This window comes from Pseudomonas lalkuanensis, assembly GCF_008807375.1.
GTDB classification, from domain to species: Bacteria; Pseudomonadota; Gammaproteobacteria; order Pseudomonadales; family Pseudomonadaceae; genus Metapseudomonas; species Metapseudomonas lalkuanensis.
In genome coordinates this window covers 577,587-597,500 of sequence record NZ_CP043311.1, presented here as the reverse complement: position 1 = coordinate 597,500, position 19,914 = coordinate 577,587, and the positions used below count along the sequence as shown (strand labels likewise).

21 protein-coding genes (1 of these 21 cut by a window edge) are annotated in these 19,914 nt (G+C 64.0%); 10 read left to right on the top strand and 11 right to left on the bottom strand.

Translation table 11 applies throughout. The features are described from left to right. Window positions 1–627 carry the 5' portion of a tyrosine--tRNA ligase gene (gene tyrS, locus FXN65_RS02780; protein ID WP_151131562.1) on the bottom strand. 573 nt of this gene lie to the left of the window's left edge, so the window shows 627 of its 1,200 coding nt (coding positions 1–627); its start codon is at window positions 625–627; its stop codon lies beyond the left edge, outside the window. 184 nt (window positions 628–811) lie between these two features. Between tyrS and FXN65_RS02775 the strand changes: the two genes are divergently transcribed. Together FXN65_RS02775 and FXN65_RS02770 are read left to right on the top strand one after the other, a co-directional pair. After that, window positions 812–2,251: a peptidoglycan DD-metalloendopeptidase family protein gene (locus tag FXN65_RS02775; protein WP_151131561.1), complete on the top strand. Its 1,440-nt coding sequence runs from the start codon at window positions 812–814 to the stop codon at window positions 2,249–2,251. Between the two features lie 4 nt (window positions 2,252–2,255). Beyond that, window positions 2,256–3,347, top strand: coding sequence for an anhydro-N-acetylmuramic acid kinase (locus tag FXN65_RS02770; protein WP_151131560.1), 1,092 nt, complete (start codon window positions 2,256–2,258; stop codon window positions 3,345–3,347). Window positions 3,348–3,404: 57 nt separating this feature from the next. Here FXN65_RS02770 and erpA read toward each other — a convergent pair whose 3' ends face one another. Together erpA and argC are read right to left on the bottom strand one after the other, a co-directional pair. After that, entirely contained in the window at window positions 3,405–3,755 is a 351-nt protein-coding gene (gene erpA, locus FXN65_RS02765) for an iron-sulfur cluster insertion protein ErpA (RefSeq protein ID WP_151131559.1), read from the bottom strand. 151 nt (window positions 3,756–3,906) lie between these two features. Next, a complete protein-coding gene (gene argC / locus FXN65_RS02760) occupies window positions 3,907–4,941 on the bottom strand; it encodes an N-acetyl-gamma-glutamyl-phosphate reductase (protein ID WP_151131558.1) in 1,035 nt (344 codons plus the stop codon). Between the two features lie 133 nt (window positions 4,942–5,074). Here argC and hemJ point away from each other — a divergent pair, with 133 nt between their 5' ends. The 5 genes from hemJ to FXN65_RS02735 all read left to right on the top strand — a co-directional run bounded on the left by hemJ (window position 5,075) and on the right by FXN65_RS02735 (window position 9,721). Then, entirely contained in the window at window positions 5,075–5,500 is a 426-nt protein-coding gene (gene hemJ / locus FXN65_RS02755; RefSeq protein WP_151131557.1) for a protoporphyrinogen oxidase HemJ, read from the top strand. Between the two features lie 20 nt (window positions 5,501–5,520). Continuing rightward, entirely contained in the window at window positions 5,521–6,483 is a 963-nt protein-coding gene (locus FXN65_RS02750; protein WP_151131556.1) for an NAD(P)H-dependent flavin oxidoreductase, read from the top strand. After that, window positions 6,480–7,739, top strand: a complete 1,260-nt coding sequence (locus FXN65_RS02745) for an alanine racemase (RefSeq protein ID WP_151131555.1) — start codon at window positions 6,480–6,482, stop codon at window positions 7,737–7,739. Before FXN65_RS02750 ends, FXN65_RS02745 begins: the two co-directional genes overlap by 4 nt. 97 nt (window positions 7,740–7,836) lie before the next feature. After that, entirely contained in the window at window positions 7,837–8,877 is a 1,041-nt protein-coding gene (locus FXN65_RS02740; RefSeq protein WP_151131554.1) for a DUF805 domain-containing protein, read from the top strand. Between the two features lie 55 nt (window positions 8,878–8,932). After that, window positions 8,933–9,721, top strand: coding sequence for an SDR family NAD(P)-dependent oxidoreductase (locus FXN65_RS02735; RefSeq protein ID WP_151131553.1), 789 nt, complete (start codon window positions 8,933–8,935; stop codon window positions 9,719–9,721). A 6-nt stretch (window positions 9,722–9,727) separates the two neighbouring features. Here the strand turns inward: FXN65_RS02735 and FXN65_RS02730 are convergent, their stop codons facing one another. After that, window positions 9,728–11,209 carry an AAA family ATPase gene (locus tag FXN65_RS02730; RefSeq protein ID WP_151131552.1) on the bottom strand — a complete coding sequence of 494 codons (1,482 nt, stop codon included), beginning with the start codon at window positions 11,207–11,209 and terminating at the stop codon, window positions 9,728–9,730. Window positions 11,210–11,300: 91 nt separating this feature from the next. Between FXN65_RS02730 and FXN65_RS02725 the strand changes: the two genes are divergently transcribed. Together FXN65_RS02725 and coq7 are read left to right on the top strand one after the other, a co-directional pair. Beyond that, window positions 11,301–11,639 (top strand): histidine triad nucleotide-binding protein, encoded by a 339-nt coding sequence (locus tag FXN65_RS02725; RefSeq protein ID WP_151131551.1) that lies wholly within the window; start codon window positions 11,301–11,303, stop codon window positions 11,637–11,639. Window positions 11,640–11,757: 118 nt separating this feature from the next. Next, window positions 11,758–12,405: a 2-polyprenyl-3-methyl-6-methoxy-1,4-benzoquinone monooxygenase gene (coq7, locus tag FXN65_RS02720; RefSeq protein WP_151131550.1), complete on the top strand. Its 648-nt coding sequence runs from the start codon at window positions 11,758–11,760 to the stop codon at window positions 12,403–12,405. 60 nt (window positions 12,406–12,465) lie between these two features. On the opposite strand, the gene speD is transcribed toward coq7, so the two are convergent. Both speD and FXN65_RS02710 read right to left on the bottom strand, forming a co-directional pair. Next, window positions 12,466–13,260, bottom strand: a complete 795-nt coding sequence (gene speD / locus FXN65_RS02715) for an adenosylmethionine decarboxylase (protein ID WP_151131549.1) — start codon at window positions 13,258–13,260, stop codon at window positions 12,466–12,468. A 247-nt stretch (window positions 13,261–13,507) separates the two neighbouring features. After that, window positions 13,508–13,933, bottom strand: a complete 426-nt coding sequence (locus FXN65_RS02710; protein WP_151131548.1) for an OsmC family protein — start codon at window positions 13,931–13,933, stop codon at window positions 13,508–13,510. A gap of 226 nt (window positions 13,934–14,159) precedes the next feature. On the opposite strand from FXN65_RS02710, the gene crp reads away from it, so the two are divergent. Continuing rightward, window positions 14,160–14,804, top strand: a complete 645-nt coding sequence (gene crp, locus FXN65_RS02705) for a cAMP-activated global transcriptional regulator CRP (protein WP_151131547.1) — start codon at window positions 14,160–14,162, stop codon at window positions 14,802–14,804. A gap of 202 nt (window positions 14,805–15,006) precedes the next feature. Here crp and trpC read toward each other — a convergent pair whose 3' ends face one another. From trpC to FXN65_RS02680, 5 genes are all read right to left on the bottom strand, one after another. After that, complete coding sequence (gene trpC, locus FXN65_RS02700; protein ID WP_151131546.1) at window positions 15,007–15,843, bottom strand: indole-3-glycerol phosphate synthase TrpC; 837 nt, start codon at window positions 15,841–15,843, stop codon at window positions 15,007–15,009. Next, a complete protein-coding gene (trpD, locus tag FXN65_RS02695) occupies window positions 15,840–16,889 on the bottom strand; it encodes an anthranilate phosphoribosyltransferase (RefSeq protein WP_151131545.1) in 1,050 nt (349 codons plus the stop codon). Before trpD ends, trpC begins: the two co-directional genes overlap by 4 nt. Beyond that, entirely contained in the window at window positions 16,889–17,482 is a 594-nt protein-coding gene (locus FXN65_RS02690) for an aminodeoxychorismate/anthranilate synthase component II (protein ID WP_151131544.1), read from the bottom strand. The genes trpD and FXN65_RS02690 overlap by 1 nt, the downstream gene beginning before the upstream one ends. Before the next feature lie 10 nt (window positions 17,483–17,492). Then, window positions 17,493–18,980 carry an anthranilate synthase component I gene (trpE, locus tag FXN65_RS02685; RefSeq protein ID WP_151131543.1) on the bottom strand — a complete coding sequence of 496 codons (1,488 nt, stop codon included), beginning with the start codon at window positions 18,978–18,980 and terminating at the stop codon, window positions 17,493–17,495. 94 nt (window positions 18,981–19,074) lie between these two features. Further along, window positions 19,075–19,914, bottom strand: a complete 840-nt coding sequence (locus tag FXN65_RS02680; RefSeq protein WP_151131542.1) for a phosphoglycolate phosphatase — start codon at window positions 19,912–19,914, stop codon at window positions 19,075–19,077.

Here is a 19,914-nt window from a genome sequence, read left to right as displayed (position 1 = left end):
GGATTCTTGCCCATAGGCACGCTGCAGTTCGCGCCCCATCAGCAGGTTGAACTTCTGGTCAGTACCACCCAGCTCGACATCCGCACGCAGCGCAACGGAGTCATACCCCTGCACCAGCGGATAGAGGAACTCATGAATGGCGATCGGCTGATTGGTGCTGTAGCGCTTGTTGAAGTCATCGCGCTCGAGCATGCGAGCAACGGTGTACTGGGACGCCAGGCGAATGAAGTCAGCCGGGGTCAGCTTGTCCATCCAGGTGGAGTTGAATGCCACTTCGGTCCTGGCCGGATCGAGGATCTTGAATACCTGAGCCTTGTAGGTTTCGGCATTCTCCAGGACCTGCTCACGGGTCAGCGGCGGGCGAGTGGCGCTCTTGCCGCTGGGGTCACCGATCATCCCGGTGAAATCGCCAATCAGGAAGATCACCTGATGGCCCAGCTCCTGGAACTGGCGCAGCTTATTAATAAGGACGGTGTGACCGAGGTGAAGATCGGGAGCAGTCGGGTCGAAGCCCGCCTTGATGCGCAGCGGCTGGCCACGCTTGAGCTTTTCCACCAGCTCGGACTCGACCAGGACCTCTTCCGCACCGCGCTTGATCAGCGCCAGCTGCTCTTCAACCGACTTCATGACAGGACTCGTAGACCGTTGGATGGACAAAAGGGGAACCAACCATACAAGATCGCGAACTAATTACAAGTTTTGCGCCCAGCCCCATGCCAGTCAGCGGAAGGCACCATCCCAAGGTTGCCTAGGGCGGATTTTGATTATATTTTAGGCAGTTAGTTCACATTCCAAAACAACACCACACGCCATGACGCATTCAGTACCTAAAGCGCCGCCGTATCCGAAGAGCCATTTGCTGGCTGCAAGCGGTGTGGCTGCGCTGCTCAGCTTGGCCCTGCTGGTGTTCCCGTCTCGCGAGGTCGAGGCGAAGAAGACCTTCATCAATCTGGAGCTGGAAAACGGCTCGGAGATGGTGATCCAGGAGAAGGACGACCTCCGACCAGGATCCGTCACCGGGGATGAGGGTATCTCGCCATTCGCCAAGATCGAGAACCCAGCTGAAAACCAGAACAGCGCCGGAAAAGACGCGGACAAGAAGAAAGAAGAGACCACCGACCTCGCCACCAAGCAGACGCCTACCGATCCCAGCCTCAAGACTGTGACCGTGGGCAACGGTGACACTTTGTCCACTGTGTTCGACAAGGTCGGCCTGTCCGCAAACGTCCTGCACGACGTCCTGAACAGCAGCAAGGACGCCAAACAGCTCAGCCGCCTCAAGGTAGGCCAGAGCTTTGAATTCAAGCTGACCCCCAGCGGCGAACTCGAGAAGATCAGCACCAAGCTGAGCGGCCTCGAGAGCGTTCACCTGGAAAAGACTTCCAAGGGTTATGCCTTCAAGCGTGACCTGATCAAGCCGGAGCTGCGCTCGGCTTACGCCCGCGGCGTGATCGACAGTTCCCTGTTCCTGTCGGCCAAACGCGCGGGTCTGTCCCATGATCTGACCATGGATCTGGCCAACATCTTCGGCTACGACATCGACTTCGCCCTCGACATCCGCGAAGGTGACGAGTTCGAGATGATCTACGAAGAGAAGGTGGTCGAGGGCAAGAAGGTGGGCAGCGGGGAAATCCTGGCCGCGCGCTTCACCAACCGAGGCAAGACCTTCTCCGCGATCCGTTACGTCGACAAGCAGGGCACGGCCAGCTACCTGCGCGGTGACGGCACCGCCATGCGCAAGGCCTTCATCCGTACCCCGGTGGACTTCGCCCGCATCAGTTCGCGCTTCTCCAACGGCCGCCGCCACCCGATCCTGAACAAGATCCGCGCCCACAAGGGTGTGGACTACGCCGCTCCCCGTGGCACCCCGATCAAGGCGACCGGCGACGGCAAGATCGTCCTGGCAGGTCGCCGCGGCGGTTACGGCAATGCAGTGATCATTCAGCACGGCAGCAAGTACAAGACGCTCTACGGCCACATGCAGGGCTTCGCCAAGGGCATCCGTACCGGCGGCAGCGTGAAGCAGGGCCAGATCATCGGCTACGTGGGCACGACGGGTCTTTCCACTGGCCCGCACCTTCACTACGAGTTCCAGGTGAATGGTGTGCACGTCGACCCACTGGGGGTGAAGCTGCCGATGGCGGACCCGCTGATTGCCAGCGAGAAGAAGCGCTTCCTGCAAATGAGCCAGCCGCTGATGGCGCGCATGGACCAGGAAAAGGCCAGCATGCTGGCCTTGAACAAGCGCTGACCCGATGCCGCGCTACCTTGGGGTGATGTCCGGGACCAGCCTTGATGGCCTGGACATCGCTCTGGTCGAACAGACCGATCGCATCACCCTCCTCGATACCCACTACATTCCCATGCCGGGCTCGCTGCGCAGCGAGCTGCTGGCACTTTGCGCTTCCGGCCCTGACGAGCTGGCCCGGGCGGCCCTCGCGGAGAACGGCTGGGTCGAACTGGCCGCCGCGGGGATCAACGCCCTCCTGGTACGCAACAATCTGGGGAGCCGGGACATTCGCGCCATCGGCAGTCACGGCCAGACCGTGCGCCACGAACCAGCACGCGGTTTCACCATCCAGATCGGCAATCCCGCCCTGCTCGCCGAGCTCACCGGCATCACCGTAGTCGGCGACTTCCGGCGACGCGATGTAGCAGCTGGCGGCCAGGGTGCGCCGCTGGTTCCGGCGTTCCACGAGTCCCTTTTCAGCGACGCGAACTGCAACCGTGCCGTGCTCAACGTTGGCGGCTTCAGCAACCTGAGCCTCATCGAGCCGGGCAAGGCAGTGCATGGATTCGACTGCGGCCCAGGCAACGTCCTGCTGGACGCCTGGATTCATCTCCAGCGCGGTGAGAGCTACGACCGCAATGGCGACTGGGCTGCCACCGGCACCCTGCAGCAGAAGCTGCTGGATACCCTGTACGGCGATGCCTTCTTCACCACACGAGGCCCGAAGAGCACCGGCCGCGAGCTGTTCAACCTCGGCTGGCTGCAGTCCCACCTGGCGCGTCTGCCCCGCTTCAAGCCCGAAGACGTGCAGGCCACGCTGCTGGAACTCACCGCCCGCAGCATCATCGAGTCCCTGCGGGCGGCACAGCCGAAGACCGACGACCTCCTGGTCTGCGGCGGTGGCGCCCATAACCGGCAACTGATGCTGCGTCTGGCTACCCTGTTACCGGGCGCCCGCGTCAGCAGCACTGCAGATTTTGGCGTGGATCCGGACTGGGTCGAGGCCATGGCCTTCGCCTGGCTCGCTCACTGCTGCCTCGAAGGCATTCCCACCAATCGCCCCAGCGTCACCGGCGCCAAAGGGCTGCGCATCCTCGGCGCGATCTACCCCGCCTGAGCCACAAACGAAAACGCCGTGCCCAAGGGCACGGCGTTTCTGTGTTCGGAAAGTGAATCAGATCGAGAAGGACGAACCGCAACCACAGGTGGTGGTGGCATTCGGGTTCTTGATGACGAAACGGGAACCTTCGAGGCCTTCCTGATAATCCACTTCGGCGCCGGCGAGGTACTGGAAGCTCATCGGGTCGACGACCAGGCTCACACCGTCGCGCTCGACGATGGTGTCATCATCAGACACGTCCTCATCGAAGGTGAAACCGTACTGGAAGCCCGAGCAGCCGCCGCCGGTCACGAAGACACGGAGCTTCAGGCGCGGATTGCCCTCTTCATCGATCAGGTTCTTCACCTTGTTGGCCGCACCTTCGGTGAACATCAGGGCTGAAGGGGTGAAAGTTTCGACGCTCATGCTGCAACTCTCCCGGCTCGACGCCGCCATACTGCGCTAAGGCGAGGCATTATCCGCTTACCCTAGAAAACTGGTCAACTATTAAGCGATCCGACTCGATCGACAGACCGAAGTGCGGCGCCGGCGAGCAAGTCGCCGGCGCCGACGGACATCAGGGCAGCAGCGCAGCGTGGGACAGGCCCAGGCTCTCTTCGAGGCCGAACATGATGTTGAGGTTCTGCACCGCCTGGCCCGATGCACCCTTGACCAGGTTGTCGATCACCGAGAGCACCACCACCAGATCGCCACCCTGGGGACGATGCACCGCGATGCGGCAGACGTTGGCACCGCGCACGCTGCGGGTTTCCGGATGGCTACCGGCCGGCATCACGTCGACGAAGGGCTCATTGGCATAGCGCTTCTCGAACAGGGCCTGCAGGTCCACCCCCTTGTCCGCGACGTTCGCGTAGAGGGTCGCGTGGATACCACGGATCATCGGCGTCAGGTGCGGCACGAAGGTCAGGCCGACCGGGCCGCCGGCTGCGCGACGCAGGCCCTGGCTGATTTCCGGCAGGTGACGGTGCCCCTTCACCGAGTAGGCCATCATGCTCTCGCCGGCCTCGCAGAACAGCGAACCCACCTTGGCACCACGGCCGGCGCCGCTGACGCCGGACTTGCAGTCGGCGATCAGTCGACTGGTATCGGCCAGGCCGGCTTCCAGCAGCGGGATGAAGCCAAGCTGGGTGGCGGTCGGGTAGCAGCCGGGAACAGCGATCAGGCGCGCACCCTTGATGGCTTCGCGGTTCACTTCCGGCAAGCCATAGACGGCTTCCGGCAGCAGCGCCGGGGCACCGTGGGGCTGGCCGTACCAGTTGGCCCACTCTTCAGCATCCTGGAGGCGGAAGTCCGCGGACAGGTCGATGACACGGGTACCGGCATCCAGCAATTCGCCAGCCAGGGCATGGGCGACGCCGTGGGGAGTGGCGAAGAAGACCACATCACAGGCGCCCAGGGTGGCCACGTCGGGCACGCTGAACGCGAGGTTGTCATAGTGACCGCGCAGGTTCGGATACATGTCGGCGACCTTCACCCCGGCCTCGGATCGCGAGGTAATCACCGCGACCTCCGCCTGCGGGTGCTGAGCCAACAGACGCAGCAGTTCGACACCGGTGTAGCCCGTGCCGCCGACGATTCCGACCTTGACCATCACTTGCCCCTCAAAGAACCGATTGGAAAGCTGCCGATGATAAGGCCGCATCGGTCAGGGGCCAACCGCCGAGGTGACGTGCGGCCCATCTAGCCTCTACTATCCGGGCAATCTGCCCGATGGAAACCGTCCCATGCTCTACCTGTGGCTCAAGGCCCTGCACATCATCGCCGTCATCTGCTGGTTCGCCGGCCTGTTCTACCTGCCTCGCCTGTTCGTCTACCACGCCATGGCGGAGGACGAACCCAGCCGCGAACGCTTCAAGGTCATGGAGCGCAAGCTCTATCGCGGCATCATGGGCCCCTCGATGATCGCCACCCTGGTCTTCGGCATCTGGATGCTGTACCTCAACTCCGGATGGCTGAGCCAGGGCTGGCTCCATGCCAAGCTCACGCTGGTGGTCCTGCTGATCGGCTACCACCACGCCTGCGGATCCCTGCTCAAGCGCTTCGCCCGTGACGAAAACCGCCGTGGCCACGTGTTCTACCGCTGGTTCAACGAAGTCCCGGTGTTGTTCCTGATCGCCATCGTCATCCTGGTGGTGATCAAACCCTTCTGACCTGACAAGAGGAATGCCAGATGTCCCTGCCCGCCCTGCTCGATCAACGTCTGCGCTTGCCGGTGGTGGCTGCGCCGATGTTCCTGGTGTCCAACCCCAAGCTGGTCCTGGCGTGCTGCAACAACGGCATCGTCGGCAGCTTCCCGGCCCTGAACCAGCGGGAGAGCAGCGGCTTCCGCGCCTGGCTGGAGGAGATTGAAGCAGGCCTGGGAGCGGACGCGGCGCCCTTCGCGGTCAACCTCATTGTCCATCACAGCAATCCGCGCCTGCAGGCCGACCTGGCCATCTGTGTGGAAAAGCGCGTCCCGATCGTCATCACCAGCCTGGGCGCGGTGAAGGAAGTGGTGGACGCCGTGCACAGCTATGGCGGCCTGGTGTTCCACGACGTGACTACCCGCCGCCATGCGGAGAAAGCCGCGGAGGCCGGCGTTGACGGCCTGATCGCGGTTGCCGCCGGCGCGGGTGGCCACGCCGGGACCTGGAGCCCCTTCGCCCTGATCGCAGAGATCCGCCAGTTCTTCGACAAGACTCTGCTACTCGCCGGTTGCCTCAACCACGGCCACGAGATCTTCGCCGCACAGATGCTCGGCGCCGACCTGGCCTACCTCGGCACCCGCTTCATCGCCACTCAGCAGAGCGATGCCGAAACCCGCTACAAGCAAATGATCCTCGACGCCCGCGCCGCCGACATCATCCACACCCCGGCGGTATCCGGCGTCCCCGCCAGCTTCATGCGCCAGAGCCTGGAAGCCGCCGGCTACGACCTGAAGCGCCTCGCCGACAAGGGCGACATCAACTACGGCGAGAAGCTGAAGCCGGTCAGTGACGAAGCCAAGGCGTGGAAGACCGTATGGTCCGCCGGCCAGGGCGTCGGCAATATCCGCGACCTGCCGACGGTTGACGAGCTGATCGCCCGCCTTGACCAGGAGTATCGGGCCGCACGCGAGACAGCCGTGCAACTGGGCCAGCGCTGGGCCCGATGAGGCGACGCACCCTGCTCGGGCTCGGGGCGATCGGTGCACTGGGACTGTGGACGGCGCGCCCGAGGGATCATGGCCGCCCCCACGACGCCTACTTCGCACGCCTGAATGAATTGCTGCGCCTGGAGGGCGGTGGCATCCCGCAGTTGGTCATCGACCTGGACCGACTGGATGCCAATGCCGACCTGCTGGTCTCCCGGCTCGGCCAGCGCCCCCTGCGCCTGGTGACGAAATCCCTGGCTTGCGGTGGATTGCTCGACTATCTCGCGCGCCGCCTGAGCTGCACGCGCTTCATGGTCTTCCACCAGCCGCAGCTGAACCAACTGGCCCGGCTCTTCCCCAATGCCGATCTGCTGCTGGGCAAGCCCCTGCCCGCCGCCGCAGCCCTCGCCTTCTACCAGCAACTGCCCCGCCACCTGGGATTCGATCCCAGCCGCCAGGTCACCTGGCTGGTGGACAGCCCCCAGCGCCTGCAGGAATACGCCGAGCTGGGCCGGGCCCTGGGCCGGCCGCTGCAGGTCGCGCTGGAAATCGATATTGGCCTGGCCCGGGGAGGATTCCCCACGCCCGAGGCGATGGGCAGTGCACTCCAGCACTTCGCCAACAGCCAATCCCTGCTGCAACTGCGCGGTCTGATGGGCTACGACGCCCAAGTCGCCCACGCCCCATTCTGGGTAAGCCGGGCGAAGGCATTGGACGAGAGCAACGCGCGCTACCAGGCCTTCATCCACGCCGCCCAGGCATCACCGCTCTGGCCGCAAGCGCCGCTACTGAATGGCGGCGGCAGTCAGACTTACCCTCTGCACGGCGACAGCAGTGGGCCCTTGAACGAGATTGCCGTGGGCTCGGCGCTACTGAAGCCCGCCGGCTTCGACAGCGATCTGCTCAAGGAGCACCAGCCAGCCCTGTGGATAGCCGCACCGGTACTCAAGGTGCTCGATGGCGCCCTCCCCTACCTGGAAGGGACACAAGCCTTGGCGCAGGGCTGGAACCCGAATCGCCAGCGCGCCCATTACCTCTACGGTGGCAACTGGCAGGCCGAACCGGTTTCCCCGGCCGGGCTTGCGTACGACAGCCTCTACGGCCGCAGCACCAACCAGGAGCGTCTGATCGGTTCACGCGCCACGAAGCTCGCCGTGGACGACTGGGTCTTCCTGCGCCCCATGCAGTCCGAGGGCACCCTTGGCGATTTCGCCGACCTGAGGCTGCTGCGCCGCGGCAGCCTGGTCGGCCGCTGGAGCCCGCTCGGACTCACCTGAGCCCTGTGCGTTTTGTGCGCCAGGCCGCTTGTGCCGCGGGCCGCAGCGCAATTACGCTGTGCCATCATCCATTTCTGTCGTCGACAAGGACGCCCGCATGACCGAAGCCCGCTACAAGATCGTCTTCGATGGTCAACCGATGCCCGGTGTGGCACTGGAAACCGTCAAGGAAAACCTCGCCCGCCTGTTCAAGAGCGATGCCGACAAGATCGAAAGCCTGTTCGGCGGTCGCAGCGTCGCCCTCAAGCGCGACCTGGTGGAAGCCGAGGCGGACAAGTACCTGGCCGCATTGCAGCGGGCCGGCGCCAAGGTGCGCAAGGAGCAGGACGTCGCGGCAGGGCTGAGCCTGGTGGCCACCGATGACCACCCGGAACCGGCGACCGCTGCAGCCGAAGCTGCGGCTGCATCCAACGACAGCATGAGCTGCCCGAAATGTGGTCATGAGCAACCCAAAGCGGCTGAATGCCAGGCCTGCGGCATCATCGTCGACAAGTACCTGGCCCGCCAGGCGCAATTGGCCCAGGAAGCCCCCCAGGAAGGCGCCTCGAATGGCGGCAGCGCAGCCACTTCCCCCTATGCGCCGCCACAGGCCCAGGTGGGCGAGCAACTTCCTGAATTCGGCGAACTGAAAGTCTTCGGTACCAGTGGCCGGATCGGCCGGGTTCGCTACCTCGGCTGGAGCATGGCGTTGATGCTGGCCTTCCTGCCCATCGGCGGCGTGATCCTCGGCAGCTACGCGCTTTCCGATGCCCTCGCCGGCCTGCTGACGATTGCCGCCTGCCTTGCGCTGGTGGTAGCGAGCGTATGCATCGGCGTACAGCGCCTGCACGACATGGGCTGGTCCGGCTGGCTCTGGCTGTTGAACTTCGTCCCCGTCGTCGGCAGTGTGTTCGCCTTGCTGATGCTGTTCATGCCGGGTACCGACGGCCCCAACCGCTATGGCCCGCCGCCGCCGCCCAACAGCCGTGCAGTCAAAGTGCTGGCCTGGTTGATCATTCTTGTGCCGGTTATCGGTATAGTCGCCGCCATTTCGATACCGGCCTACCAGGACTACGTGATGCGCGCCCAGATGGGCGATGCCGCCAGCTTCGAGCAGCCCGCCGAAGCGCCCACCCTTGAAGGCGAGTCCGCCGAGTAAGCAACCTCCCGGGGCCGGCGCTGTCCAACCCGGCCCCGTTACGGAGAACCTCCAGATGCCTCGTTATGCCCTGATCACCGGCGCCTCCAGCGGTATTGGCCTGGCCATGGCCGAGGCGCTGGCACGCCGGGGTCGGCACCTGCTGCTGGTCGCCCGGCAGCGGGATGTGCTGGAGAGCGTCGCCTGCGAGCTGACCCAGCGTTTCGGCGTGGAAGTGCTGTTCCGCTACTGCGACCTGGCTGAGCCCCTGCAGGTTTCCGGACTGTTGATGGACCTGGAACAAGGGGAGCGGGAGATCGACCTGCTGGTGAACAACGCCGGCATCGGCACTTCCGGGGCCTTCGTCGACCAGGACTGGGGACGCGAGCAGGAACTGATCGAAGTGAACATCCTGGCCCTCGCCCGACTTTGCCATGGCATTGGCGGCCTGATGGCGCGCCAGGGCGGCGGCCAGATCCTCAATATCGCCTCGGTGGCCGGCTTCCAGCCCGGTGCCTGGATGAGCAACTACTACGCCAGCAAGGCCTACGTCCTGAATTTCACCGAGGGGCTGCGCGAGGAACTGCGTCCGCGCGGCGTGAAAGTCTCGGTGCTGTGCCCCGGCCCCACCCGCACGGCCTTCTTTCGCGGAGCCCACATGCAGGTCGGCAGCCTGGAAGGCAGCAAGCTGATGATGAGCCCCGAGGAAGTGGCACTGATCACCGTGCGCGCGCTGGAGAAGAACCGTGCAATCATCATCCCCGGCTGGCGCAACCGGCTGGCCGCCTTCCTCCCCCGACTGGCCCCGCGCTGGCTGGTGCGCCGCATGCTGGGCCAGGTCATTCGCCGCTTCGCCCAGCCCTGAGCGACGTCAGTCGGCTTTCACGCAACGGCCATTCGCCCAGGCCCGCAGGCTCGCCAGTTGCTCTGCCATCAGTACCGATAGCGGCGCGGTACCCTTGATCTCACGCAGCAGCAGCGCCTGGTCTGCCGGGCATTGCTGGGCCTGCGCCGCATAGAGCATCCCCACCACCGCCTGCTCGATCTCGGCGCCGGAGAAACCATCACTGGCGGCCACCAACTGATGCAGATCGAACTGCGCCGGGTCGAGTTCGCGGCGTCCCAGGTGGATACAGAAGATCTCCGCACGGACTTCGGGCTGCGGCAGGTCGACGAAAAACAGCTCGTCGAAACGCCCCTTGCGCAGCAGTTCCGGTGGCAGCCGGTCGATGGCGTTGGCAGTGGCCACCATGAACACCGGCGCCTTGCGCTCGGCCATCCAGGTCAGCAGCGTGCCCAAAACCCGCTGGCTCACGCCGCCATCGTGATCGCCGCTGGCCAACCCCTTCTCCACTTCGTCCATCCACAACACGCAAGGCGCCATCTGCTCGGCGAGTTTCAGGGCCTCTCGCAGATTGCGTTCGGTCTCGCCGAAGAACTTGTTGTACAGGCAGGCGAAATCCAGGCGCAGCAACGGCAACCCCCAGAGACCGGCGACCGCCTTGGCCGCAAGACTTTTGCCGCCGCCCTGCACACCGACCAGCAACACGCCCTTGGGCCGGTCCACCGGCTTTTCCTCCAGCACCGCCGCCTGGCGCTCGGCCAGCCAGCGCTTGAGGTTGGCCAGGCCGCCCACTTCGGCGAAGCGCGCCGTTTCGTACTCGAAGCTGAGCACGCCTTCCAGATCCAGCAACTGGAACTTCGCCTTGTTCAGTTCCGGCAGGTCTTCCTGGGTGATGGCGCCGTCGTCGCAAATCACGTTGCGCGCCAGGGCGCGGGCTTCGCCGTGGCTCATGCCACGCAGGTTCTTCACCACCTGCTGCAGGGTGCGGTTGTCCGTGCGAACCCGCGCACCGCGATTGCGCTCGCTCCAGCGGGCCGCTTCCTCACGGACGATGCTCATCAGCTCGTCCTCCCCGGGCAGCGCCAGGTCGAAGCGCGCGGCATAGCGCTGCACTTCCGGCGGCAGCTTCAGGGCATGGGATACCAGCACCAGCGTCGGCTTGTGGTTGCCCTCGGCCATCGCCACCTCCTTGAGCAATCGCACCACCTTGGGGTCGTCGTCGAGGAAGGGATGCAGGTCGCACATCACATAGAGGTTGGGTTGCGGGTCGGCCTTGATCAGCTTGAGTGCGGTTTCCGGCTCGCGGCTGTCCCCTTCACCCAGGCTGTCGCCACCGAATCCCAGGCGCTGGAGCCCCTCGCTGATCGCCCAGGTGAACAGGCCGAGCCCGCGCTTGACCGCCAGGCTGGTGAGGGTTTCCAGTACCCGGCGCTCATCCCAGGACTCGATCAGGATCAGCTTCACGCGCGAATCCAGCACCAGGCCGAGGTCGTGGATGTCGTTCTTCACAGGGGCTCCTTGGGGGGGGGCGGCCGGCGCTGGCCGGGGCATTCGCTCGCCGTTAAACTCGGGACCTCTTATAACAGGCCGGAGAATTCCCGTGGACTGTCTGTTCTGCAAAATCGCCGCCGGGCAAATTCCCGCCCGCAAGCTCTATGAAGACGATCACGTCGTCGCCTTCCACGACATCGCGCCGCAAGCCCCGGTGCACTTCCTGGTGATCCCGAAGAAGCACATTCCCGTCCTCACCGACCTCACCGAAGACGACAAGGCCCTGGTTGGCCATATCGCCTACACCGCCCAGCGCCTTGCGGCCGAACAGGGTTGCGACGAGGGCTTTCGCCTGGTGATGAACTGCAATGAGCAGGGCGGCCAGACCGTCTACCACATCCACATGCATGTGCTTGGCCAGCGCCAGATGCATTGGCCTCCGGGCTGATCCGCCAGCACCGTCCGGGGCGGGAAGCCTCCCGCCCGTCAGGCTCGGCCTGACGCCAGTCAAGCCTTGATCATGGCCTTGCGGTAGAATGCCCGCCGACGACCCACGGAGGTGCCGCATGGCCAGCGAACGTTCCTACTCCCCCGCCGACCGCCTGCTGCTGCAGGCCGATGCCGCACTGCGCACCCTGCTGCCGTTCACCGGCCAGCCTTTCCGCCCGTCCCCGGCCGAGGGCCAGCCCGATGCCGAGCTCAAGCCCGAGGATGCCCGCCATATCGCCGGCCTGATGCGCATCAACCATACCGGCGAGGTCTGCGCCCAGGCGCTCTACCAGGGCCAGGCACTGACCGCCAAGCTGCCCGAGGTGCGCGAAGCCATGGAGCACGCCGCCGAGGAAGAGATCGACCATCTGGCCTGGTGCGAACAGCGCATCCGCGAACTGGGCAGCCGCCCGAGCATCCTCAATCCGGTTTTCTACGGCCTGTCCTTCGGCGTCGGCGCCATGGCCGGCCTGATCAGCGACCGCGTCAGCCTGGGCTTCGTCGCGGCCACCGAGGACCAGGTGTGCAAGCACCTCGACGAGCACCTCGAACAACTGCCGGCGGACGACGCCCGTTCTCGCGCCATCCTCGAGCAAATGCGCATCGACGAAGAGCAGCACGCCACCAGCGCCCTGGAAGCCGGCGGCCTGCGTTTCCCGGCGCCAGTCAAGTTCGGCATGACCCTGCTCTCCAAGGTCATGACCAAGAGCACCTACCGGGTCTGATCCCGCAAATGAAAAAAGGGCGCCATCAGGCGCCCTTTTTCTTTCCCGAGTCGAACCGCCTCAGTTGGGCATGTTCCGCGCGTAGAAGATTTCCAGCATCTCGTGGCGCACGCGCGCCTCGACTTCCTTGCGCTGCTCCGCAGTCAGGTTGCTGGTGGCGTCGCCGAACAGGTAGTTGTCCAGTTCGAAGTCCTTGAGCAGCATCTTGGTGTGGAACATGTTCTCCTGGTACACGTTGACGTCCGTCATCTGATAGGCGTCCTGGGTGTCCTCGGAGAGGTAGTTCTGGATCGAGTTGATCTCGTGGTCGATGAAGTGCTTCTTGCCTTCCACGTCACGGGTGAAGCCGCGCACGCGGTAGTCCACGGTGACGATGTCCGAATCGAACTGGTGGATCAGGTAGTTGAGCGCCTTTAGCGGGGAGATCACGCCGCAGGTGGAAACATCGATGTCCACGCGGAAGGTGGCGATACCCGACACCGGATGGATTTCCGGATAGGTGTGAACGGTGATGTGGCTCTTGTCGAGGTGCGCCAGGATGGTTTCCGGCAGCGGGCCGGGGGATTCCTCGATCTGGCTTTCAGTGGGCGTCACCGGCTGCTCGGAGATGAGGATGGTCACGCTCGCGCCCTGGGGATCGTAATCCTGGCGGGCGATGTTGAGGATGTTGGCACCGATGATGTCCACCACGTCGGTGAGGATCTGGGTCAGGCGCTCGGCGTCGTACTCTTCATCGATGTACTGGACGTAGGCCTGCTGGTCCTCGGGGGTTTCCGCGTAGCAGATGTCATAGATGTTGAAGCTCAAGGTCTTCGTCAGGTTGTTGAACCCGTGGAGCTTGAGTTTGCTTTTCACCGTTGAGAGCTCTCTTTGCATATGCGGCTCTGCCGCGTGGTTGAGCATGCCCGTCAGAAGCGCACGACACTTCTGCGTAGGACGGTTTACACCTCTTCGCGTTGGCGATTGTGGTCGTATTTTCGGGGCCCGGAGCCCCGGAATCTGGGAGGGGGCGAATTATGCAGACGACGGGCGCCGTCTGCCAGAGTTTGCCGCGCAAATATGATGGCCGGATGTCTTCAGACAACCGGCCATCGATACGGGGTCAGGCACCCAGTTCGACGATCTCATAGTCGTGGGTAATCTCGACGCCGGCGCGGCCGAGCATGATCGAGGCGGAGCAGTATTTCTCGGCGGAGAGTTCCACGGCGCGTTTGACCTGGGCTTCCTTCAGGCCCCGGCCCTTCACCACGAAGTGCACGTGGATCTTGGTGAAGACCTTGGGGTCCTCGCTGGCGCGTTCGGCTTCGAGGAAGGCTTCGCAGCTTTCCACCGGCTGGCGGGATTTCTTCAGGATCGCTACGACGTCGAAGTTGGTGCAGCCGCCGAGGCCAAGCAGGAGCATTTCCATGGGACGCACGCCCAGGTTACGGCCGCCGGCCTCGGGCGGACCGTCCATCACCACTGCGTGGCCGCTACCGGATTCGCCAAGGAACATGGCTTCGCCAGCCCATTGGATGCGTGCTTTCATCACCTGAAACTCCGCTTGAAAAAAGGTCCGGTAGCTTATCACAGCGCATTTTCCATTCCGGGCCTCAAATAGTTCCCGGACGGGTGTTAGGTGCGTCGCAAAATCACGTTGTCGAATCAGGGACGTCTGTTAAGCTGGCGCCGGATTACTGGCACACTTGGCCGGACAACTATTAGAAAATTGCCTGTTGGACAAAGGCTTACCTTCTCTTTTTCGGGACTCGGGCATGGTCGCAATTACCCTTACACCAAAAATAAAGAGCCTGGACAAACTACTCGCACATTGTCACCGCCGCCGCTACACGGCCAAGAGCACCATCATCTATGCGGGCGATCGCTGCGAAACTCTCTTCTTCATCATCAAGGGCTCCGTCACCATCCTGATCGAGGATGACGATGGCCGGGAAATGATCATTGCCTACCTCAATGCCGGTGACTTCTTCGGCGAGATGGGCCTGTTCGAAAAGGAAGGCTCAGAAAAGGAACGCAGCGCCTGGGTCCGCGCCAAGACGGAGTGCGAAGTGGCGGAGCTGAGCTACGCCAAGTTCCGCGAACTCACCCAGCAGGACCCCGAAATCCTCTACGCCCTGGGCAGCCAGATGGCCGACCGCCTGCGCAACACCACACGCAAGGTGGGCGACCTGGCCTTCCTCGACGTGACCGGCCGCGTGGCGCGTACCCTGCTCGACCTGTGCAAGCAACCCGACGCCATGACCCATCCCGACGGCATGCAGATAAAGATCACCCGTCAGGAAATTGGCCGGATCGTTGGCTGCTCGCGCGAGATGGTCGGTCGCGTGCTCAAAAGCCTGGAAGAACAAGGCCTGGTGCATGTGAAGGGTAAGACGATGGTGGTCTTCGGCACCCGCTGAGAACCTGTTCACGATCAGCTACGCGTCGGCCCTGCTGCGTTAAAAGTAGACTCGGAATGCTCATTTACAGCTGTAAACTCCGCTTCCTCGCCAACTTTTGCCTTGCATGGCGCTAGCTAGCAAGATCGAAAACAGGTTCTTCCAACAGACATGAAAAAGCCGGCGCAAGCCGGCTTTTTCATGTCTGGAGGTCAGCGCCGGATCAGTCCGGATCGATGCCTGCCACCACGCGGTTGCGCTCGGGGAAGAACAGTCGGCCCAGTTCGGTGCCCGGCTCTTCGGCGCGCATGAAGGCCTCGCCCACCAGGAAAGCGTATACGCCGCTGACTTCCATCAGCTCCACATCGGCACGGTTGAGGATTCCGCTCTCGGTTACCACCAGCCGGTCGCGCGGGATGCGCGGCAGCAGGTCAAGGGTGGTTTCCAGGCTCACCTCGAAGGTGTGCAGGTTGCGGTTGTTGATGCCCACCAGCGGCGTGTCCAGGCAGTTCAGTGCGCGGTCCAGTTCTGCTGCGTCATGCACTTCCACCAGCACGTCGAGACCGACATCCTTGGCGGTCGCGGCCAGCTCCTTCATGCGGCTGTCTTCCAGGGCGGAGACGATCAGCAGGATGCAGTCGGCGCCAATGGCACGGGCCTCGACCACCTGGTAGGGGTCGATCATGAAGTCCTTGCGGATCACCGGCAGCGAGCAGGCTGCGCGAGCTTCCTGCAGGTAGGCGTCGGCGCCCTGGAAGAAGTCCACGTCGGTCAGCACCGAGAGGCAGGCTGCACCGCCAGCCTCGTAGCTCCTGGCGATCTGCGCAGGAACGAAGTTCTCGCGCAGCACGCCCTTGCTTGGGGACGCCTTCTTCACCTCCGCAATTACCGCCGGTTCGTGGCGCTCGGCACGCTCCAGCAGGGCTCGGGCGAAACCACGGGGCGCATCGGCGGCACGCGCCAGCGCCTCGATTTCAGACTGGGAAACGCGTGCACGGCAGGCGGCCACTTCCTCGGCCTTGCGCGCCAGGATCTTCTCAAGAACGGTTGGGATGCTCACGCTTCATTCTCCACTCGGAACACCGCGGTAAAGGAGGCCAGCTCGTCCAGTTTCTCGCGGGCGAGGCCAGTGTGCAGGGCGTCCTGCGCCAGGCGTACACCTTCTTTCAGGCTGGAAGCCAGGTCGGCGGCATAGAGGGCCGCCCCGGCGTTCAGCACGATCATGTCGGCGGCCTTCTGGCCATTCTCGGTCTTGCGCTTGCCCAGGGCGTCGCGGATCAGTTCGAGCGACTCCTGCGGGCTGCCGACAGTCAGGCCGATCAGGCTCTGGCTCTTGATGCCGAAGTCCTCGGGCTGGATCTGGTACTCGGTGACTTCGCCGTCCTTCAGTTCGGCGACATGGGTCGGCGCGGCGAGGCTCACCTCGTCGAGGCCATCACGGGAATGCACGACCAGGATGTGCTCGCTACCCAGGCGCTTGAGCACTTCGGCCAGCGGGCGGCACAGCGCCTGGCTGAACACGCCGACCACCTGGCGCTTCACTCCGGCCGGATTCGTAAGCGGGCCGAGCATGTTGAACAGGGTGCGCAGCCCCAGTTCGCGGCGCGGACCGGCGGCGTATTTCATCGCCTTGTGGTGAACCTGGGCGAACATGAAGCCCACGCCGATGCTTTCTATGCAGCGCGCCACCTGTTCCGGCTTGAGGTCGAGGTAGATACCGGCGGCTTCCAGCACATCGGCGCTGCCGGTCTTGCCGGACACCGCGCGGTTGCCGTGCTTGGCCACCTTGCCGCCCGCCGCGGCGACCACGAAGGTGGCTGCTGAGGAGACGTTGAAGATATTCGCGCCATCACCACCGGTGCCGACCACGTCGACCACGTGATCGAGCGTGGAGAGCTCGACGCGGGTAGCCAACTCACGCATGACCGACACCGCACCGACGATCTCTTCGATGGTCTCGCTCTTCATGCGCATGCCCATGAGGAAGGCGCCGATCTGGGCGTCGGTGCACTGACCGGTCATGATCAGGCGCATCACGTCCTGCATTTCTTCGGTGGTCAGGTCCAACTGGTTGACCACACGGTTCAGGGCTTCCTTGATGTCCATCAGCGCACTCCACCGGTCTGCTTGAGGAAGTTGGCCAGCAGTTCATGGCCTTGCTCGGTAAGGATGGACTCCGGATGGAATTGCACACCCTCGATGTTCAGCGTCTTGTGACGCAGCCCCATGATTTCGTCCACCGAGCCGTCGGCATGCTGGGTCCAGGCGGTGACTTCCAGCTCTTCGGGCAGGGTTTCCAGCTTCACCACCAGGGAGTGGTAGCGGGTGACGGTCAGCGGGTGGTTCAGGCCTTCGAACACGCCCTGGTCCTTGTGGAACACCGGGCTGGTCTTGCCGTGCATGGCCTGGCGTGCGCGCACCACGTCACCGCCGAAAGCCTGGCCGATGCTCTGGTGACCCAGGCACACGCCGAGGATCGGCAGCTTGCCGGCGAAGTGACGGATCACTTCCAGCGACACGCCAGCCTCGTTGGGCGTACAGGGACCAGGGGAGACCACGATGCGCTCAGGTTGCAGCGCCTCGATCTCGGCGATGGAGAGCTCGTCGTTGCGAATCACGTGCACGTCCGCGCCCAGCTCGCCGAGGTACTGCACCACGTTGTAGGTAAAGGAATCGTAGTTGTCGATCATCAGCAGCATGGTGCAATCCTCAGGCGTCGGTCTTGGCGGTCTGTTCGGCAAGGGCCACGGCACGGAACATGGCGCGGCGCTTGTTCAGCGTCTCTTCCCATTCCAGCGCCGGAACCGAGTCGGCGACGATGCCAGCGCCGGCCTGTACGTGCAGTTCGCCGTCCTTGATGACCGCCGTGCGGATCGCGATGGCCGTATCCATGTTGCCGTTCCAGGCCAGGTAGCCCACGGCGCCGCCGTAGACGCCACGCTTGACCGGTTCGAGGTCGTCGATGATTTCCATGGCGCGGATCTTCGGTGCGCCGGAGAGGGTCCCGGCCGGCAGGATGGCGCGCAGTGCCGACATGGCGGAGACGCCTTCCTTGAGCTGGCCGGTGACGTTGGAAACGATGTGCATCACGTTGGAGTAACGCTCGATCACCATCTTCTCGGTGACCTTCACCGAACCGGTGCTGGAAACACGGCCGACGTCATTGCGGCCGAGGTCGATCAGCATCAGGTGCTCGGCGAGCTCCTTGGCGTCGGAGAGCAGGTCCTCCTCCAGCGCGCGGTCGGCTTCCTCGGTCGCGCCACGGGGGCGGGTGCCGGCGATCGGGCGCACGGTGACCAGGCCATCCTCGACACGCACCAGCACCTCCGGCGAGCTGCCCACTACGTGGAAGTCGCCAAAGTTGAAGAAGTACATGTAGGGGGTGGGGTTGAAGCAGCGCAGGGCGCGATAGAGATCGATGGGAGCGGCCTTGAAGGGGATCGACATGCGCTGGGAAATCACCACCTGCATGCAATCGCCGGCCAGGATGTATTCCTTGATTTCCCGCACCGCCTGCTCGTAGTCATCGCGAGTGAAGCTGGAGCGGAACTCCGGCTCGCCGCCCGCCGGCAGGCTCGGGTCCACACCGAGGCGCGGCACGACCGGCTGGCGCAGTTTCTGGCGGATTTCCATGAGGCGCGCCTGGCCCTGCTCGTAGGCGTCCGGCTGGCTCGGGTCGACCAGGACGATGGCGTGCAGCTTGCCCGCCAGGTTGTCGAAGACGATCACCGCGTCCGAGACCATCAGCAGGATATCCGGGGTACCCAGCGGATCGGGGTTCGGGCAGTTGGCCAGGCGCTTCTCGACGTAACGCACGCAGTCATAGCCGAAGTAACCCACCAGGCCGCCGTTGAAGCGCGGCAGGCCGGCAATCGGAGCCACCTGGTAGCGCTCCTTGAAGTCTTCGACGAATGCCAGCGGATCTTCGCAGTCGTGGGACTCCACTTCGGCGTCGTCGACGCTGACGCTGACCTTCAGGCCGTAGGCACGCAGCACGGTGCGGCTCTGCAGGCCGATGATCGAGTAACGGCCCCACTTCTCGCCGCCCTGCACGGATTCCAGGAGGTAGGAATACGGCGTATCGGCGAGCTTCAGGTAGAGGGACAGGGGGGTGTCGAAATCCGCCAGTGTCTCGAACGCAAGCGGAATGCGGTTATAGCCTTCGGCGGCCAAACGCAGGAATTCTTCGCGGGTCATGATCAGCCTCGTGGGCGGGGAGCCCCGTGGGGCTCCTGGAGATGAAAACGTCGGTGTGCAAGCAAGCGCGCCGGAGCATCCGGCCAGAATGAATTCAGGCGCGCCAGCGCCAACGGGCGATAGCCTTGATGATGCTCATTCCGGCTCGTGTGAGCCGATGCTTGCTGGAAACCACCACGTTTCTGTCTCGTTGAGGCGGATTGTCGGAGGGGTCCGGCGACATTAGCGCAGCGCCGTGGGCGGCGCAACCTCCCGGAAGCAGCTCACGCAGGTCATCCACCACGAGGGCCGGCTCTTCCTCGGCAATGGGCCGGCCGTGGTTGTAACCGTAGCTCAGCGCCACGCATTTCACCCCGGCGGCCTTGGCAGCGAGCACGTCGTTGCGCGAGTCACCGACGAACAGCGCTTCGCTGCGACTGACCCCGGTGATGTGCATCACGTGGAGCAGCGCGGCCGGGTCCGGCTTCTGCTGCGGCAGGGTGTCGCCACCGATGATCAGCGAGAAGTAACGGCCAAGCTTCATTTCGTCCAGCAAGGGGGCAACGAAGCGTTCAGGCTTGTTGGTCACCAGTGCCAATTCCACGCCTTTCTTCTTCAGCCACTTGAGGGTTTCCGCTACCCCTGGATAGACCGTGGTCAGCGCATGGCTTTCGGCGTAGGCCGCCATGAACAGTTCCAGGCCACGCTCGGCATCGCTGTCGTGCACGGAGGAATGGTCAAGGCCACCAGCCAGGGCGCGGCGCACCAGCACCCGGGCACCGTTGCCAACCCATTCACGGACCTGCTCGACTCCGGCGGCCGGGCGCCCGAGGGCAACCAGCATGCGGTCGACAGCAGCGGCCAGGTCCGGCACCGAGTCCACCAGGGTGCCGTCCAGGTCAAACATCACCAGGCGTGGCAGTCGCCCGTCAAACAGCCGGTACAACGTGCCCAT

Coding starts and splice junctions, on each gene's coding strand:
- FXN65_RS02775 (WP_151131561.1), top strand. CDS start 812: ATGACGCATTCAGTACCTAAAGCGCCGCCGTATCCGAAGAGCCATTTG.
- FXN65_RS02770 (WP_151131560.1), top strand. CDS start 2,256: ATGCCGCGCTACCTTGGGGTGATGTCCGGGACCAGCCTTGATGGCCTG.
- erpA (WP_151131559.1), bottom strand. CDS start 3,755: ATGAGCGTCGAAACTTTCACCCCTTCAGCCCTGATGTTCACCGAAGGT.
- argC (WP_151131558.1), bottom strand. CDS start 4,941: ATGGTCAAGGTCGGAATCGTCGGCGGCACGGGCTACACCGGTGTCGAA.
- hemJ (WP_151131557.1), top strand. CDS start 5,075: ATGCTCTACCTGTGGCTCAAGGCCCTGCACATCATCGCCGTCATCTGC.
- FXN65_RS02750 (WP_151131556.1), top strand. CDS start 5,521: ATGTCCCTGCCCGCCCTGCTCGATCAACGTCTGCGCTTGCCGGTGGTG.
- FXN65_RS02745 (WP_151131555.1), top strand. CDS start 6,480: ATGAGGCGACGCACCCTGCTCGGGCTCGGGGCGATCGGTGCACTGGGA.
- FXN65_RS02740 (WP_151131554.1), top strand. CDS start 7,837: ATGACCGAAGCCCGCTACAAGATCGTCTTCGATGGTCAACCGATGCCC.
- FXN65_RS02735 (WP_151131553.1), top strand. CDS start 8,933: ATGCCTCGTTATGCCCTGATCACCGGCGCCTCCAGCGGTATTGGCCTG.
- coq7 (WP_151131550.1), top strand. CDS start 11,758: ATGGCCAGCGAACGTTCCTACTCCCCCGCCGACCGCCTGCTGCTGCAG.
- FXN65_RS02710 (WP_151131548.1), bottom strand. CDS start 13,933: ATGAAAGCACGCATCCAATGGGCTGGCGAAGCCATGTTCCTTGGCGAA.
- crp (WP_151131547.1), top strand. CDS start 14,160: ATGGTCGCAATTACCCTTACACCAAAAATAAAGAGCCTGGACAAACTA.
- trpD (WP_151131545.1), bottom strand. CDS start 16,889: ATGGACATCAAGGAAGCCCTGAACCGTGTGGTCAACCAGTTGGACCTG.
- FXN65_RS02690 (WP_151131544.1), bottom strand. CDS start 17,482: ATGCTGCTGATGATCGACAACTACGATTCCTTTACCTACAACGTGGTG.
- trpE (WP_151131543.1), bottom strand. CDS start 18,980: ATGACCCGCGAAGAATTCCTGCGTTTGGCCGCCGAAGGCTATAACCGC.
- FXN65_RS02680 (WP_151131542.1), bottom strand. CDS start 19,914: ATGGGCACGTTGTACCGGCTGTTTGACGGGCGACTGCCACGCCTGGTG.